The sequence below is a fragment of the Sneathiella chungangensis genome (assembly GCF_009882935.1).
Lineage (GTDB): Bacteria > Pseudomonadota > Alphaproteobacteria > Sneathiellales > Sneathiellaceae > Sneathiella > Sneathiella chungangensis.
The window spans coordinates 23,627-38,307 of sequence record NZ_WTVA01000003.1 but is presented as its reverse complement, the minus strand read 5'-3'; the positions used below and the strand labels follow the sequence as shown (position 1 = coordinate 38,307).

Annotated in this window: 15 protein-coding genes; all 15 read right to left on the bottom strand. The window is 60.3% G+C overall.

Annotation, left to right across the window (positions count from 1 at the left end; genetic code table 11):
* Positions 1–2 precede the first annotated feature (2 nt).
* On the bottom strand, positions 3–806 hold the full coding sequence (gene thiD, locus GQF03_RS07190) for a bifunctional hydroxymethylpyrimidine kinase/phosphomethylpyrimidine kinase (RefSeq protein ID WP_161338558.1): 804 nt from the start codon (positions 804–806) through the stop codon (positions 3–5).
* Positions 807–830: 24 nt separating this feature from the next.
* A complete protein-coding gene (glmM, locus tag GQF03_RS07185) occupies positions 831–2,180 on the bottom strand; it encodes a phosphoglucosamine mutase (protein WP_161338964.1) in 1,350 nt (449 codons plus the stop codon).
* A 58-nt stretch (positions 2,181–2,238) separates the two neighbouring features.
* Entirely contained in the window at positions 2,239–3,096 is an 858-nt protein-coding gene (gene folP / locus GQF03_RS07180) for a dihydropteroate synthase (protein ID WP_161338557.1), read from the bottom strand.
* A 13-nt stretch (positions 3,097–3,109) separates the two neighbouring features.
* Entirely contained in the window at positions 3,110–5,035 is a 1,926-nt protein-coding gene (gene ftsH / locus GQF03_RS07175) for an ATP-dependent zinc metalloprotease FtsH (protein ID WP_161338555.1), read from the bottom strand.
* A gap of 133 nt (positions 5,036–5,168) precedes the next feature.
* Positions 5,169–6,509, bottom strand: a complete 1,341-nt coding sequence (gene tilS, locus GQF03_RS07170; RefSeq protein ID WP_161338553.1) for a tRNA lysidine(34) synthetase TilS — start codon at positions 6,507–6,509, stop codon at positions 5,169–5,171.
* Positions 6,510–6,518: 9 nt separating this feature from the next.
* Entirely contained in the window at positions 6,519–7,580 is a 1,062-nt protein-coding gene (gene ybgF / locus GQF03_RS07165) for a tol-pal system protein YbgF (RefSeq protein WP_161338548.1), read from the bottom strand.
* A 232-nt stretch (positions 7,581–7,812) separates the two neighbouring features.
* Positions 7,813–8,349 carry a peptidoglycan-associated lipoprotein Pal gene (gene pal / locus GQF03_RS07160; protein WP_161338546.1) on the bottom strand — a complete coding sequence of 179 codons (537 nt, stop codon included), beginning with the start codon at positions 8,347–8,349 and terminating at the stop codon, positions 7,813–7,815.
* Positions 8,350–8,486: 137 nt separating this feature from the next.
* Positions 8,487–9,836, bottom strand: a complete 1,350-nt coding sequence (gene tolB, locus GQF03_RS07155) for a Tol-Pal system beta propeller repeat protein TolB (protein WP_206376468.1) — start codon at positions 9,834–9,836, stop codon at positions 8,487–8,489.
* Between the two features lie 12 nt (positions 9,837–9,848).
* The gene (locus GQF03_RS07150) at positions 9,849–10,793 is read right to left on the bottom strand and encodes a cell envelope integrity TolA family protein (protein WP_161338545.1); all 945 of its coding nucleotides are present in this window, start codon (positions 10,791–10,793) and stop codon (positions 9,849–9,851) included.
* An 18-nt stretch (positions 10,794–10,811) separates the two neighbouring features.
* The gene (gene tolR, locus GQF03_RS07145) at positions 10,812–11,285 is read right to left on the bottom strand and encodes a protein TolR (protein ID WP_161338543.1); all 474 of its coding nucleotides are present in this window, start codon (positions 11,283–11,285) and stop codon (positions 10,812–10,814) included.
* A gap of 2 nt (positions 11,286–11,287) precedes the next feature.
* Positions 11,288–12,007 carry a protein TolQ gene (gene tolQ / locus GQF03_RS07140; RefSeq protein ID WP_240958756.1) on the bottom strand — a complete coding sequence of 240 codons (720 nt, stop codon included), beginning with the start codon at positions 12,005–12,007 and terminating at the stop codon, positions 11,288–11,290.
* Entirely contained in the window at positions 12,008–12,496 is a 489-nt protein-coding gene (gene ybgC, locus GQF03_RS07135; RefSeq protein ID WP_206376466.1) for a tol-pal system-associated acyl-CoA thioesterase, read from the bottom strand.
* Positions 12,489–13,532 carry a Holliday junction branch migration DNA helicase RuvB gene (ruvB, locus tag GQF03_RS07130; protein ID WP_161338541.1) on the bottom strand — a complete coding sequence of 348 codons (1,044 nt, stop codon included), beginning with the start codon at positions 13,530–13,532 and terminating at the stop codon, positions 12,489–12,491. Before ruvB ends, ybgC begins: the two co-directional genes overlap by 8 nt.
* On the bottom strand, positions 13,529–14,152 hold the full coding sequence (gene ruvA / locus GQF03_RS07125; RefSeq protein ID WP_161338540.1) for a Holliday junction branch migration protein RuvA: 624 nt from the start codon (positions 14,150–14,152) through the stop codon (positions 13,529–13,531). The genes ruvB and ruvA overlap by 4 nt, the downstream gene beginning before the upstream one ends.
* On the bottom strand, positions 14,149–14,664 hold the full coding sequence (ruvC, locus tag GQF03_RS07120) for a crossover junction endodeoxyribonuclease RuvC (RefSeq protein ID WP_161338539.1): 516 nt from the start codon (positions 14,662–14,664) through the stop codon (positions 14,149–14,151). The genes ruvA and ruvC overlap by 4 nt, the downstream gene beginning before the upstream one ends.
* Positions 14,665–14,681 lie beyond the last annotated feature (17 nt).

Below are 14,681 nucleotides of genomic sequence, written 5' to 3'. Positions count from 1 at the left end.
GCCTAGTCAAACCGGCCGACCGTATGTCCGTGATTGAGCGGGCCGTGACCGGCGCCGATGCCGGGGGCTTCGAAGATAGCGTTTTCGACATAGCGGATCGCGCGGGCGACGGCCTTCGAAATTGAGAGCCCCTGCGCGAGGCCCGTCGCGATGGCTGAGGAAAGCGTGCAGCCCGTGCCATGGGTGCTGCGGCTCTCGATACGGCGGTGGGAAAAGGTCTCGATCCCGTCTTTTGTCAAGAGAATGTCGACGATTTCCATGCCGTCGCGATGTCCGCCTTTCATCAGGATCGCCGCTGGCCCTTCGCTCAGGAGCAGCCGCCCCGCCTTCTCCATATCGGCGAGGCTGTCGATCTTCGTCCTGGTCAGATGTTCGGCCTCGGGAATATTCGGGGTGAGAACATGGGTATGCGGGCCGATCAGGCGGCTCATGATCGCCTCGCTGGCCTCCGTCGCGATCAGGCTCGCGCCGCCCTTGGCGATCATGACCGGATCCAGCACGACGGGCGGCAGCTTCTCGGCCCGATCGAAGACATCGGCAATGGCCTCAACCACTTGCCGGCGGTGCAGCATGCCGATCTTGATGGCATCCGCCCCGATATCCTTGAGCACGACGTCGATTTGCCGGGCGACGAAGGGCGCGGAGACTTCCTCAATCGCCTCAACGCCGAGGGTATTCTGCGCGGTGAGCGCGGTGATCGCCGTGGCCGCATAGCCGCCGAGGGCCGTCACCGTCTTGATATCCGCCTGAATTCCCGCGCCACCGCCGGAATCCGATCCGGCAATGATCAATACACGCCCCTGCATATTTACCCCTCAAATTTTCTTATTTCAGCCCGCCGAGGCAGCCACCTCGTTGACGATATTATCCACTATTTCATTGACCAGGCTGTCGTTCGTTCCCTCTCCCATCACGCGGATGAGCGGTTCGGTTCCGGATTTGCGGATCAGCAGCCGGCCTTCGCTGCCAAGGCGGATCTCGCCGTCACGGATTGCCTTCTGCACGGCAGAACCCGCGAGCGGATCTCCCGCGCCATAGCGCACATTCTTCAAAATCTGCGGCCAGGGATCGAAGTTATGGCAGACCTCGCTCACCTTGCCACCCTTTTCGACGATCACCGAGAGTATCTGCAACGCGGCGATCAGGCCGTCGCCCGTGGTGCTGTAGTCGGAAAGGACGATATGACCCGATTGTTCGCCGCCGACGTTGAAGCCATGCTGGCGCATATGCTCGACCACATAGCGATCGCCGACATTGGTCCGGGCGAGCGTCAGCCCGTGCCCTTGCAGGAATTTTTCAAGCCCCATATTCGACATGACGGTCGAGACGATACCGCCGCCGCGCAGCTTCTCGCGGCTCTGCCAGGTGCGGGCGATCAGCGCCATCAGCTGGTCGCCGTCGACCAGTCGGCCGTTTTCATCGCAGATCAAGAGCCGGTCCGCGTCGCCGTCAAGCGCGATGCCGAGATCGGCGCCCTCCTCCACCACGCGTTTGCACATGGCCTCCGTCGAGGTGGAGCCGCAGCCGTCATTTATATTGAAGCCGTTCGGCGCCACGCCCATGGAAATGACGTCCGCCTCCAACTCCCAGAGCACCGTCGGCGCCACCTTGTAGGCCGCACCGTTCGCACAGTCGACGACAATCTTGAGCCCCTTCAGGAGCTGGTTGCGCGGAAAACTGCTTTTCGCAAATTCGATATAGCGGCCACGAGCGTCCTCGAGGCGCTGCGCCCGGCCGAGCATGGCGGGTTCGGCGAGAACGATATTGCTGTCGTCGATAAGATCGGCCTCGATGCTTTTCTCGACCTCGTCGGAGAGTTTGTAGCCATCCGGTCCGAACAGCTTGATCCCGTTATCCTCAAACGAATTATGGGAGGCGGAAATCATGACACCAAGATCGGCACGAAGCGAGCGGGTCAGCATGGCGATCGCCGGGGTCGGCAGAGGCCCGACAAGAATCACATCCATCCCGACAGAGGTAAATCCGGCGGTGAGCGCAGGCTCAACCATATAGCCGGACAGGCGCGTATCCTTGCCGATCACGACGCGGTGGCGAAAATCGCCACGTCCGGCGAACTTCTTACCGGCGGATTTCCCGACTTTCAGGGCGATTTCCGCCGTCATCGGTTCCTTGTTAGCGGTACCGCGGATACCGTCGGTTCCAAAATATTTCCGTGTCATCATTCAACTCGCATACGAAAAATTCGAAATACCCTAACAGAAAACCCTTAAAACATGTCTAAAAAGAGGCGGCGTCAATTGCCTGCCATATTTCAAGGGCTTGGCGGGTCTCCTTAACGTCATGAACGCGGAGGATCTGCACCCCCGAAGTGGCGCCATGAAGCGCCACCGCGACCGACCCGACGACGCGTTTTTCGGCAATCGCCTCGCCGGTGATCTGGCCGATAAAGCGTTTTCGCGAGGCGCCGAGAAGAACGTCGCATCCGAGCGATTGAAATTCAGGGAGTGCCTTGATGAGCGAGAGATTGTGATCCACCGTCTTGCCGAAACCAATTCCCGGATCGATGATTATTTTCCGGCGGTCAATCCCGGCGGCGACGCAAATGTCGATCCGGCGGCGAAGATAGGCCATCACCTCGGCCACCACATCGTCATAGACCGGATTGTCCTGCATGACCTTCGGGTCGGCCAGGCTATGCATCAGGCAGACGGGAAAACCAGATTTCCCGACGAATTCGAGGCTTTCCGGATCATATTCAAGCGCGCTCACGTCATTGATCATCGTCGCGCCCGCGGCGGCCGCCGCCGCCATCACGGCCTTCTTCCGGGTATCGATGGAGATCGTGACGCCGAGATCGCGGCAACCTTCAATCACCGGGATGACGCGCGCGCATTCCTCGTCGATGCTGATGGCGTCCGCGCCCGGGCGCGTGCTCTCGCCGCCGATATCGAGGATATCCGCCCCCTCCGCGACCAGCCGACGGGCATGGGCGATGGCGGCATCGGTCGTCGCATGACGGCCGCCGTCAGAAAAACTGTCGGGCGTCACATTAACGATGCCCATGATTTTCGGGGATGTCCCCTCGATAGAAGAAAGGCCCCGCGGCAAAGCGGAGCCTTTTTCAAGCTCAGTCATGAAACCGGGCCTTTTAGGAGCCGGGCTGCGGTTCCGGTTCCAGCCCCGGTCCGCCGGGCTTCTTGTGGCCGTCGGCTTCGGGCACGGCTGAACTCGGTCCCTTGTCGACCGGCGTTTCGATATCTTCGGGGCGAGAAATGTCACCGCCGTCCATCAGCGTCTTAATCTCGTCGCCGCTCAGCGTCTCATATTCCAGCAGACCCTTGGCAATCCGATGGAGCTGATCCACATGCTCATTGAGGATCTTGCGCGCCGTCGCCTCGCCTTCCTCGACAAAGCGGCGGACTTCCTGATCGATCAGTTCAGCCGTGGAATCGGACACGTTCTTCTGCTGCGAAACGGAATGGCCGAGAAAAACCTCTTCCTGGTTGGCGCCATACAGAAGCGGCCCCAGCTTGTCGGACAGGCCCCATTCCGTGACCATCCGGCGCGCCATATCGGTCGCCATCTTGATATCGCCGGAGGCGCCGGTCGTCACCGCGTCATGGCCGAAGATCATCTCTTCCGCCACGCGGCCGCCCATGGCCACGGCCAGATGCGCAAGGCACTGATCGCGGCGCAGCGAATAGCTGTCCTTTTCCGGAAGCCGCATGACCATGCCAAGCGCCCGGCCGCGCGGGATAATGGTGGCCTTGTGGATCGGGTCCGATGCCTTCATATGCATGCCGACCAGCGCATGGCCGCCCTCATGATAGGCGGTCAGCTTTTTCTCTTCTTCCGACATCACCATGGAGCGCCTTTCGGTGCCCATCATGACCTTGTCTTTCGCTTCCTCGAACTCCTGCTGGGTGACCAGACGCCGCGATTTACGCGCCGCCAGAAGCGCCGCCTCATTCACGAGGTTGGCAAGGTCGGCGCCGGAGAAGCCAGGGGTGCCCCGCGCGATGGTGCGCGCATTCACGTCCTGCGCCAGCGGCACTTTCCGCATATGGACCTTCAAAATCTTCTCGCGGCCGATGATATCCGGGTTCGGCACAACGACCTGACGGTCAAAACGGCCGGGCCGCAACAGCGCGGGGTCAAGAACATCGGGACGGTTCGTCGCCGCCAGCAAGATCACGCCTTCGTTCGTCTCGAAGCCGTCCATCTCCACCAGCATCTGGTTGAGGGTCTGCTCGCGTTCGTCATTGCCGCCGCCAAGACCGGCGCCGCGATGGCGGCCAACCGCGTCGATTTCATCGATGAAAATGATGCAGGGAGCGTTCTTCTTGCCTTGCTCAAACATGTCTCGGACACGGCTTGCGCCAACACCGACGAACATTTCGACAAAATCGGAACCGGAAATCGTGAAGAAAGGCACATTCGCCTCCCCGGCGACCGACCGGGCCAGCAGGGTCTTACCCGTACCGGGAGGGCCGATCAGCAGCACACCCTTCGGAATCTTGCCGCCGAGGCGCTGATATTTCTGGGGGTTTTTCAGGAAGTCGACGACCTCTTCAAGTTCTTCCTTCGCTTCCTCGATGCCGGCGACGTCCTCAAACGTCACCCGGCCATGCTTCTCGGTCAGCAGCTTCGCTTTCGATTTGCCAAAGCCCATGGCCTTGCCGCCGCCGCCCTGCATCTGGCGCATGAAGAAAATCCAAACGCCGATCAAAAGCAGCATCGGGAACCAGGAAAGCAGGGTCGCCATCAGCATGCTGCCCTCTTCCTGCGGGGCGGCATTGATCACGACGCCATGCTCGCTTAGCTTGGAGACCAGCGTGCTGTCTTCGGGCGCGTAGGTGGTGAAGGACCGGCCGTCATCGGTCATGCCCTTGATATTCGGCCCCTGAATGGTGACGTTCTTGACCCGTCCGTTCTCAACTTCCGTCAGGAAGGTCGAATAAGGCATCGACAACCCGGCATTGCGCGGGGAAGGATCATTGAAAATGTTGAAAAGTGCCACCACGAGCAATGCGATGATTACCCATAGAACAATGTTTTTGCCGAAAAGATTCACGAAATATTTCCTTCCCACTTCGGGCTCAACTGAACCCGACCGTCGCATGATGCGCCCGCAATTTGGATTAAGTCTAAATATAATCTGTTAATATCAAGTTCCAATAGGGCATTTTGCTTATCACTGATAATTATCACGAAATTGCGGCGGCCATCCAGTAAAATGCCCGAAATCGCCATTTAAAACGTCGATTGAGATCCGTTTCGGCCTGTTTTCCGGTCATGAGACCCGGCGCGGCAACAATTTCTCCTCGCAAATAGAGGGCCGGAAGACTGTAGCGCACTTTCGCAGGTAGCCGTCGGACCTCGGCCGCAAGCGCCTCCGTTTCAAGCTGCGCCCATCCTTCGGGCCCGAGCGCGCGCACTATCAGACCCGTCGGCAGCGGCTCCGCCGGTGCAAGATCGGTCACCGTGAACCGGTTGTCCCACAGCCATTCCGTCCGCTGCCGGTCGATATCCAATACTGGGAGGCCCGCCCGTCCCGGCTCCCGGCAGAACAGCCAGTCTTTCCCGGATTTTATCATCTGCGCCCCGCCGAGAGTGGCGCTTTTCCCCTCCCCGCGCGCGATAAGGCGGGCGTGGATCTGCTCAAGCGCCTGAAGCCGCAGCCGCTGCCCGCCGTTTGTGGCGCCGAACAGGATCGACAGCATGCGGAGCGCGATTTCCTCCGGCTGCTGCTCCAGCACGGCGCGCGGCAGGCGAACGAAACCATATGGACTGATCTCCGCCGCCTCTTCAAGCTGCTGTCTCGCCAGTTGGTCGAGACTATCGTTCGCGCGCTGAAGCCGTGCTAGCGAGAGCGCAATCGCCTCAAGATCACTGCCCGGCAGCTGTTGCAGCTCGGTCAGTACGGCACCGACGCGGGTGCGCGTAAAAACCGGATTTTCATTGCTGGGATCGTCTATCCAGGCCTGCTTTTCGCGGTGCAGATACTCCCGCAGCAGGTCGCGGCGGAGACCAAGCAAGGGCCGGAGAAGACGAAGCGAGCCGCGACGGCTCTCTGTTTGCATGGCGGCGAGCCCTTCCAGCCCGCTGCCCTTCGATAGACGCATCAACAGGGTTTCCAGTTGATCCTCGAGCTGATGACCGAGAAGCAGGACGCCGATGCCCTCGGCGTCGCAATAGCTTGCCATCAGATCGTAGCGGGCCTCGCGTGCCGCTTCCTGAATGCCGGTTTCGGGGTGCGGCCCTGTCCAGGTGAGTATGCGGGTCTTGAGGCCGCGCTGCCCGAGCCAGCCGGCGACCTGTTTCGCCTCCGACGCTGCGGCGGGGCGAAGTCCATGATCCACAGTCAGTGCCGTGAGTTCGACGCCTGCCTTTTCCGCCCACGGCGCAGCCAGGAGCGCCAGCGCCATGCTGTCCGATCCGCCGGAGACCGCGACGGCCATCTTTTCGGGAGGGTTTCGACCAAGGAGATCCCGCATCAGGCCCGCAAAATGGCGGGGAAGACGGGAGGCAGTCAGAGGATCAGGCACAGCCACGCATCATTTGCAGCCGAACTTCTGCTTCTCCCGTTCCGCGGTCTGCCGCAGCCGCGTCGGTATCTGGCTGAATTGCTTGTCCATCTGGGCGAATGTGGCGCAGGCTTCCTGCTTCTGGTCCATGCGGCCGAGCGTCATGGCGAGTTTAAGAAGATTGTCCGCCGCCTTGGAGCTGTCGGGGTAGTTCTGGTAGCCCTCGAAAAAGGCGGAGGCGGCATTCGGAAAATCGCCGCGAACGTAGAATGTCTCGCCCAGCCAGTATTGCGCATTGCCCGCAAGCTCGCTGTCCTTGTGCAGGCTCAGGAATTCGGTGAAGGCCGCCTCGGCCTCGTCATAGCGATCCTCCCGCACGAGGGAGATGGCGTAATTATACTGATCGGCGGCAGAGCCTTGCGGCAGCCCGCCACTGGCCGGTGCCGTGGAGGCGACGGCCGTCCCGCCGGATGTCGAGGGTGCCGTTGCCGTCGCAGAAGAGCCCGCATCGCCCGTCGCCGGGAGCGTTCCAAGAACCTTGCTGCCCTGCGGCAGGCTTTCACCGCCGATGACGACCGGGCTTCCGGAGGTGGTTGTTCCGGCCGGCGCCGGATTTTCAGTCGCTGAGCCGAGCGGGGCCGACTCGCCAAGGGTTCCCGCCGCCGCGCCCGGCGTACCGAGACGCCGCTCGATATCCGTCAGGCGGAAATCGACGTCTTTCACGAGCTTGTCGAGGCGGGTCGATATCTGGTTCAGCTTGAAGGAGGTTTCCTCCTGCGCGCCGGTCAGGCGCCGCTGCTCATCCTCAAGCGCGCTGATGCGCTGCAGGAGAAGGGCGAGCCCGTCCTTGCTGATTTCGCCGGACGCCGGCAGCGGGGCGGAGCTGCTGCTCGGTGCGGCGGGCCGGGGCGCGGGAGTGCCGCCGCTATAGACCTGACGCTGGATGTCGGTGATGTCCTGCTCGAGCCGGTTGATCCTGTCGACGAGGGCCTTTACCTCGCTGTTGCTCTGGGCCGCCGCGATGCCGGGCGCCATTGCCATGGCAACCGCGAGAACGATAATTCCGCAGATCAATATCTTCCTAGCCGGCAAGGAAACCTTCCCATATGCGGTTTTTGATACGGTCCAAATCATCGCGGTACGCCCTTTCCTCGATCCGTCAGGTCTTCAGCTACATTATGTCAAACTTGTTCGAAATATTGGCGATTTTATGGTCAACGCAAGACGGCCCGGCAAAAACCGAGCCCGCTCGCCAAAAAAAACGCCCGCTGTCGACACTAAACGAGTTAGCGCGGCAACGGGCGTTTGATTGTCCTGGTTGTGATTAATTTACAACCGAAACCGACCGGCGGTTCTGAGCCCACGCAGCCTCGTTATGGCCGAGAGCCACGGGACGTTCCTTGCCGTAGGAAATGGTCGAGAGACGATCGGCAGACACACCCAGCGTAACCAGGTAGTTCTTAACCGCCGTCGCCCGGCGTTCGCCAAGGGCAAGGTTGTATTCGCGCGTACCGCGCTCATCACAGTTGCCTTCGATCAGAAGCGTCACTGTCGGGTTGGCCTTCAGCCAAGCGGCCTGCCGCTGCAGGGTGGCCTGTGCTTCGTCCGACAGGTCGTATTTGTCAAAACCGAAAAAGACGCGGTCGCCGACGTTGAGAACCAGATCTTCCTGGCTGCCCGGCTGAACCGTGGTGGTCTTGGTTTCAGTTACAACAGTTGTTGTGGATCCCGATCCGCTCGTCTGGGTAGTCGCGCCCCCACCTGAGCTGTCACCGGTTTCCGTAGGTGCCGTTTCACAAGCTGCAACCAGCAGCAACGCTGTGAAAATACTTAAGGTTTTAAGGCCTAGATTGAGCCGCATTTACTTAACTCCCATCCTCTGGAAATCTCTGAACTTTGGGTATCTCACGTCAAACAAGGATACGGATTGTATCTATGAGAAACAAAAAAAGATGGTCCCCCGAATATATTAACCAAGCGAACTATAAAGGTTTGCTGTCACCTGTTCAAGTTATACGGTGGCGACCACGCAGGATCGGATCCGTCACCTGGCGTGATTACCTCGCGCTCGTTATATCCTGTTAAATCGATGGACCACAAGCTAACTTTATCGCTGCGCCCATCATTTTTTCCCGGAATCTGCCGGAAAAACATCAATACGCGCCCGTTCGGGGCCCAGGTCGGCCCTTCATTATGGAAACCTTCGGTCAAAATCCGCTCTTGTGAGCCATCCGTGCGCATCACGCCGATGGAAAACTTGCCCCCGGTGAGCTTCGTGAAGGCGATCAGATCGCCGCGCGGAGACCAGACCGGTGTGCCATAATTGCCACTACCGAAGCTGATCCGGCGGACATTTGAGCCGTCCGCGTCCATAATATAGATCTGCTGGCGGCCACCGCGATCCGATTCAAAGGTGATTTGCGTGCCGTCCGGGGAGAAGGAGGGCGCCGTATCGATGCCCGGATGATTGGTCAGCCGCTTCATTTCCCGCGTGCGCAAATCCATCAAATATATTTCAGAGTTGCCGTCCTGCGCCATGCTCATTACCACCTGGTTGCCCGACGGAGAGAAGCGCGGCGCGAAGGTCATGCCTGGAAACTCGCCCAAGATTTCCTGTTGGCCTGTATCCAGATTATAGAGATACACCCGCGGCTTGTTATTGAAATAAGACAGGTAGGTCAGGACCTGCTGCGTCGGTGAATAGCGCGGCGTCAGCACCAATTCATTCCCGCTGGTCAGGAACTGATGGTTCTCGCCGTCCTGGTCCATGATCGCAAGACGCTTGATGCGACGGTCGGCCGGACCGCTTTCGGAAACATAGACAACGCGGGTCGAGAAATATCCGTCCTCGCCCGTCAGGCGCTTGTAAATGGCGTCCGCGATCAGATGCGCCGTCAGGCGCCAGTTCGACGGCGGCGTCGTAAACTGGATGCCGGTCAGATACTGTTCGGCGAAGACGTCCCAGAGACGGAACTGGACATTGATCTGCCCATCGCCCAGCGCCCGGACAAGACCGGTGGAGAGCGCCTGGGCGGCAATTTTACGCCAGTTCGCGAATACGGGCGTTACCTGCAGGTCCTTCGGCTGCTGCAGATAGGCGCGCGGATCGATGGGCACGAACAGGCCGGAGCGTTCCAGATCGGCGCGAATAACATCGGCCATCTGCTTGCCGATCTTGGCCGTCGCCTCGTTGTCGGCATAGAAGTCGGTGACCGCGATCGGCATCGGCTCGATATTGCCCTGGGTGATATCGATCACCAGTTCCGCCCTCGCAACGGAGGCGAGCGCTATCGCCAGCACCAGGCCAGCCAGCAACGTCCGGATTTTTTGCACACTACCAATCATCATTCTTCCCATCGCCTAGAACATATCCCTCGGATCGAAATTCATCGTGACGTCCCGCCAGCTTTCATATTTCGCGGCCGGCAACGTATAAGGCTGGCACTGCAGCACTGCCCGACGGGCACTTTCCGCCGCCGCCTGCCTGAAACCATCTGACGCCCCACCACCATTAACAATTTCCGGATAGCCATTCAACGATCCGTTCGGATTTAACCTGATCCGTATCGTCACCACAAGATCTTCCGCGTTGGCCGCGCCTGTCGGCGGGTTCCAGCACTTCTGCACCTGCTGTCTTAGCGCATCCTTCTCGCTCAGCGTCAATGGCAGCGACAGATCCGCCGCCTTGCTCGACGAGTTCGGCACCTTTTCAGCAGAATTGGGCTTTTTTATGTCGGCGGTGTCCGGCGTTTTCGCGGCCTGTTCGCGCTTCTTCTTGTCAAGCAGCGCCTTCAGCTGATTCACGTCGAATGCCGGCTTTTTGGGCTCCTCTTTCTTCGGCTCAGGCTTGGGTTCCGGTTTCGGCTCGGGCTTCGGTTCGGGCTTCGGCTTCGGTTTTACCGGCGGCTTGGGCACAGGCTTCGGTTCCGGTTTTGGCTCCGGCTTGGGTTCAGGCTCGGGCTCCGGTTTCGGCGCGGGTTCGGGCTCCGGCTCGGGTTCCGCCTTCGGCGCCGGTTCCGGCGTCGGCTCCGGTTCGACCTTGGGTTCCGGTTTCGGCTCGGGTTTTGGCGCTGGCTTGGGTTCCGGCTTCGGCTCAGGCTTGGCGACGGGCTCCGGCTCCTTTTCCTTCTCCGGCTCCGGCGCCGGTTTCGGCAAATTGGTAATATCCGCCACGTCGACGATTTCGACATTGATGACGACCGGCGGCTCGAACTCCTTCGGGTCCGTAAACAACGGCAGGCCCGTATACATGATCACAAGGATCAGCATATGCAGAACGGCCGAAGCTAGGGCAGGCACTCTCATCGGTCGGAGGACCCCTTTTTACTCTTTACTGTCTTTTTTATCGCCGGACGTGGCCGCCCTGCCGGGACCGGCGGAGACCATAGCCACGCGGCGGAAGCCGGCGTTATGAATTTCCCCCATCACGGCAAGGACACGGCCGTAATTGACGTTGGTATCACCGCGAACGAAAATGCGTTGGTCCTGCTTGGCGCCGGTCACCGCGCGGAGCTTGGGCACCAGGTTCTCGATCTCGATCACGACATCTTCAAGATAGATCCGCCCCTCCGCATCGACGCTGATGACCAGCGGCTCGTCATTGCCCTGGACGGTGGTCGCCTTGGTCGTCGGCAGATCCAGCGGCACGCCGACGGTCAGCAGCGGCGCCGTCACCATGAAGACGATCAGCAGCACCAGCATCACATCGACGAACGGCGTCACGTTGATTTCCGACATCTGGGTATGGCGGCGGCGGCGTCCCTTGCCTGTAAAGGCTTTATAATGATTGACGTCCATGATCAGTCGCTCAAATCAAGCTGGCGGGACAGAATGGCGGAGAATTCCCCGGCGAAGCCTTCAAGGCGGGTGATCATGCGCTGCAGATCGTTGGAGAATTTGTTATAGGCGACAACCGCCGGGATCGCGGCAACGAGGCCGAGCGCGGTGGCGAACAACGCCTCGGCGATGCCCGGCGCGACCACGGCGAGACTGGTGTCCTTGGTGGCGGCGATCGACTGGAAGCTGTTCATGATACCCCAGACGGTGCCGAACAGGCCGAGGAACGTCGCCGTCGACCCGACCGTCGCCAAAAAGCCGAGATATTTCTCCAGTCGCTCCACCTCCCGGTCGATGGTCACCCGCATCACCTGATGGATGCGCGCCTGCAGGCCGGTATGGGCATGCTTGCCAAGGCCCTTTTCGGTCGAGCGCGCCCATTCCTTCATGGCGGCGGCGAATAGCATGGCCAGCGGATTATCCGGGCTCGATCCAACGCGCCGTTGCAGATCCTCAAGATTGCCGCCGGACCAGAATTCGTTCTCGAATTCATCGGCATCGGCGCTGATCCGCCGGAACCGCAGGATCTTGTCGATAATGATCGCCCAGCTCCAGAAGGACGCGAGCACCAGCACGATCATGACGATCTGCACAACAATATCGGCCTGAACAAACAGACCGATCATAGATAAATCGTGAGCACCGCCGCCCATCTGGGTGACGACAATTGCATCATTTTCCATTTACTCTTCCCCGACTACAGTCTCATTGGGCACAGCCGAACAGCCCAATATTGCATTAAACTTGTCATTTATGGCAGAAGAAAGACGCTGTGGCCGCCCCTCGGCATCAAGGCAGGCGACCCGGACTCTCGTCTCCACCAGCAGATCGCCGCCGCGATAGATATTCTGCGCCATCCGTAAAGAGGCGCCGCGTAAATCGGTCACGCGCGTCACGATCTCGAGCTCATCCTCCATCTTTGCCGGCCGCAGATACTCGATCTCGCAGGCACGGACAACGAAATTCGCCCCCTCCTCCTCCATCATCATCTGCTGATTGATGCCGAGGCCGCGCAGCATGTCCGTGCGTGCCCGTTCGGTGAATTTGAGATAGTTGGCGTAATAGACAATGCCGCCCGCGTCCGTGTCTTCCCAGTAAACGGGTAGCGGAAAGAGATGCCGTGTCCCCTCGGCGCTTTTGTCAAACCGGCCGAGCATTCTCGCCTCAGTCATCCTTGCTCTCTTCCTCGATCAGGGAAAGCTGTTCGCTGACGGTTTTCGGAAACGCCAGCCCCAGATGATCGAACGCCGCCTTGGTCAGCATCCGCCCGCGCGGCGTGCGCTGCAGGAAGCCCTGCTGGATCAGGTAGGGTTCGATAATATCCTCAATCGCGTCCCGCGGCTCGGAGAGCGCCGCCGACAGCGTCTCCACACCGACCGGGCCACCGCCGAAATCGCGGGCGATGCGCCCGAGATAGCGCCGGTCCATGGAATCCAGCCCGCGCTTGTCCACCTCGAGGCGGTTGAGCGCCGCGTCGGCCTTGACCGCATCGACAAGATCCGCCCCGGCGACCGCCGCAAAATCGCGCACCCGGCGCAGCAGCCGCCCGGCAACACGCGGGGTGCCCCGGCTGCGTCTTGCGATCTCGATCGCGCCGTCTTCACTGAGGTTAAGGCCGAGGACGCGGGCGCCGCGCGCGACAATAAGCTTGAGTTCGTCCGGCTCATAGAAATTCATCCGGAGCGGAATACCGAACCGCTCCCGAAGCGGCGTCGTGATCAAGCCTGAGCGTGTCGTCGCCCCGACCAGCGTGAAGGGCGGCAGGTCGATGCGCACGGATCGGGCGGCCGGCCCCTCCCCGATAATGAGATCGAGATGGAAATCCTCCATCGCCGGATAGAGAATTTCCTCGACAGCCGGGCTCAAGCGATGGATTTCATCGATAAAGAGAACGTCGTTCTTTTCAAGATTGGTGAGCAGCGCCGCAAGATCGCCCGCCTTGGTGATCACCGGTCCGGCAGTCGCCCGGAAATTCACGCCTAATTCTCGCGCGACAATCTGCGAGAGGGTCGTCTTGCCGAGACCGGGCGGGCCAAAAAACATCACATGATCTAGGGCTTCACCACGGGATTTCGCGGCCTGGATGAAGACGGATAAATTTTCGCGGACCTGTTTCTGGCCGATGAAATCCTCCAGAACCTGCGGGCGGAACTGGGTCTCGATATCATCCGGCCGGCTGTCGGCGCCCACTAAACGTTCGTCACTCATGCGGCCAGCTCCTTGAGCCCGGCGGTGATCAGGGCCTCAACCGAGGCTTCGGGCCCGAGAGTTCTAGCGGCCGCGGCCACCGCGCCAAAGGCGTCCGCCCGGCCATAACCAAGATTGACCAGCGCCGAGACCGCATCCCCGGCCGCCGTTTGCTGCGCCTTGGGCGCGCCCGCGGCGCTGCTCACTTCCGCATTGAAGGCGACCGGCCCGAGGTCCATTTTCGCAACCTTGTCTTTCAGCTCCGCCGTGATCCGCCCCGCGACCTTCGGCCCGACACCGGAGACGCGAGTAAGCGCCGTCTTGTCCTGCGCGGCGACGATCTGCGTCAGTTCATCGCCACTATAGAGCGAAAGGATACCGAGCGCGACCTTCGCCCCGACCCCCTGCACCGTCTGCAACAGGGTGAACCAGGACCGCGCCGCGACGCTTTCAAAACCATAAAGATGGATATGATCTTCGCGCACATTTGTCTCGATATGCAGGGACACGATGCCGCCCTTCTCCGGCAGGCTCCGGAGCGTGCGGACGGAACAGAAAACGAGATAGCCGACGCCACCGACATCGAGGATAATCCAGTCCTCCCCTACCGTGTCGAGCTTACCGGTCAGTTTCGCGATCATGGGGCCCGTCCCGCCATCATGGTGGCCTTTTTGAGGCTGCGGTTGCTGCCCGCATAATGGGCATGGCAGATGGCGACAGCGAGGGCATCGGCGGCATGCTCGTTGGCGATGACGCATCCGGGCAGCAGCATGCCGACCATGGCATGGATCTGCTCCTTCCCGGCGTGGCCGGCACCGACGACGGATTTCTTGATCTTGTTGGGCGCGTATTCTTCAACCGGAAGGCCATTGAGCGACGGCACCAAAAGGGAAATTCCGCGCGCCTGACCAAGCTTCAGGGTCGAGACCGGGTTCTTGTTGACGAAGGTTTCCTCAACCGCCGCCTCGGCCGGCTGCCAATCGAGAATTACCTTGCTGATACCGTCATATAGCTGGACAAGGCGTTCGGAGAGGCTGAGGTCGCCATCGGAGGAAATCGCGCCATTGGCCAGATGCCGGAGGGTGTTCCCCTCAGCTTCTATGATCCCCCAGCCGGTATGGCGAAGTCCCGGATCCAGCCCCAATAAACGCATGATGAAATTACTGTCCT

Excerpts from the sequence above, each read along its gene's own strand:
- ruvA (WP_161338540.1), bottom strand. The coding sequence starts at position 14,152 with ATGATCGCGAAACTGACCGGTAAGCTCGACACGGTAGGGGAGGACTGG.
- glmM (WP_161338964.1), bottom strand. The coding sequence starts at position 2,180 with ATGACACGGAAATATTTTGGAACCGACGGTATCCGCGGTACCGCTAAC.
- folP (WP_161338557.1), bottom strand. The coding sequence starts at position 3,096 with ATGACTGAGCTTGAAAAAGGCTCCGCTTTGCCGCGGGGCCTTTCTTCT.
- ybgC (WP_206376466.1), bottom strand. The coding sequence starts at position 12,496 with ATGACTGAGGCGAGAATGCTCGGCCGGTTTGACAAAAGCGCCGAGGGG.
- GQF03_RS07150 (WP_161338545.1), bottom strand. The coding sequence starts at position 10,793 with ATGAGAGTGCCTGCCCTAGCTTCGGCCGTTCTGCATATGCTGATCCTT.
- ruvC (WP_161338539.1), bottom strand. The coding sequence starts at position 14,664 with ATGCGTTTATTGGGGCTGGATCCGGGACTTCGCCATACCGGCTGGGGG.
- ruvB (WP_161338541.1), bottom strand. The coding sequence starts at position 13,532 with ATGAGTGACGAACGTTTAGTGGGCGCCGACAGCCGGCCGGATGATATC.
- tolR (WP_161338543.1), bottom strand. The coding sequence starts at position 11,285 with ATGGACGTCAATCATTATAAAGCCTTTACAGGCAAGGGACGCCGCCGC.
- pal (WP_161338546.1), bottom strand. The coding sequence starts at position 8,349 with ATGCGGCTCAATCTAGGCCTTAAAACCTTAAGTATTTTCACAGCGTTG.
- tolQ (WP_240958756.1), bottom strand. The coding sequence starts at position 12,007 with ATGGAAAATGATGCAATTGTCGTCACCCAGATGGGCGGCGGTGCTCAC.
- tolB (WP_206376468.1), bottom strand. The coding sequence starts at position 9,836 with ATGATGATTGGTAGTGTGCAAAAAATCCGGACGTTGCTGGCTGGCCTG.
- thiD (WP_161338558.1), bottom strand. The coding sequence starts at position 806 with ATGCAGGGGCGTGTATTGATCATTGCCGGATCGGATTCCGGCGGTGGC.